This is a genomic window from Psychrobacter sp. 1Y4, assembly GCF_051847555.1.
The window spans coordinates 1-705 of sequence record NZ_JBPYDE010000555.1 but is presented as its reverse complement, the minus strand read 5'-3'; the positions used below and the strand labels follow the sequence as shown (position 1 = coordinate 705).

Below are 705 nucleotides of genomic sequence, written 5' to 3'. Positions count from 1 at the left end.
AGTTCTGGCAATTCCATCCAACGGGCGTTCATGGTGCAGGTGTACTATTGACTGAAGGTTGCCGCGGTGAAGGTGCTATCTTGCGTAATAAAGATGGCGAAGCTTTCATGGAGCGTTATGCGCCAACCGTTAAGGATTTGGCACCACGTGATCTAGTATCGCGTTCTATGGACCAAGAAATCAAAGAAGGTCGTGGTTGTGGCCCTAATGCCGACCATATCGTCATGGACATGACGCATTTGGGTGTTGACACTATCATGAAGCGTCTACCGTCAGTATTTGAGATCGGTAAAAACTTCGCCAACGTTGACATTACCAAAGAGCCTATTCCAGTTATCCCAACCATTCACTACATGATGGGTGGTATTCCTACTACTATCCATGGTCAGGTAATCGTGCCGGATCTAGAAGCGGGTACTGACGAAGACGGTTTATATGCCAATGGTAACGTCGTTAAAGGCCTATACGCTATTGGTGAGTGCGCTTGTGTGAGTGTACACGGTGCCAACCGTTTAGGTACTAACTCACTACTTGATTTGGTCGTGTTTGGTCGTGCTGCTGGTAAGCACATTGTTGATGAATTTCATCAAAATGACCATAACTACAAGCCACTTGATCCGCATGTACTTGATATCACGGTTGGTCGTTTAGACAAATTGCAGCAATCAACGTCAGGCTACAATGCACAAGACGTGGCTGATGAGA

The 705-nt window shown here is 46.4% G+C and carries 1 protein-coding gene; it reads left to right on the top strand.

Going from position 1 to position 705, the window contains the following annotated elements; genetic code table 11:
- Nucleotides 1-705 (top strand): FAD-binding protein (locus ACS8FC_RS17525; RefSeq protein WP_439297727.1); only part of this gene is annotated, 705 nt, incomplete at both ends.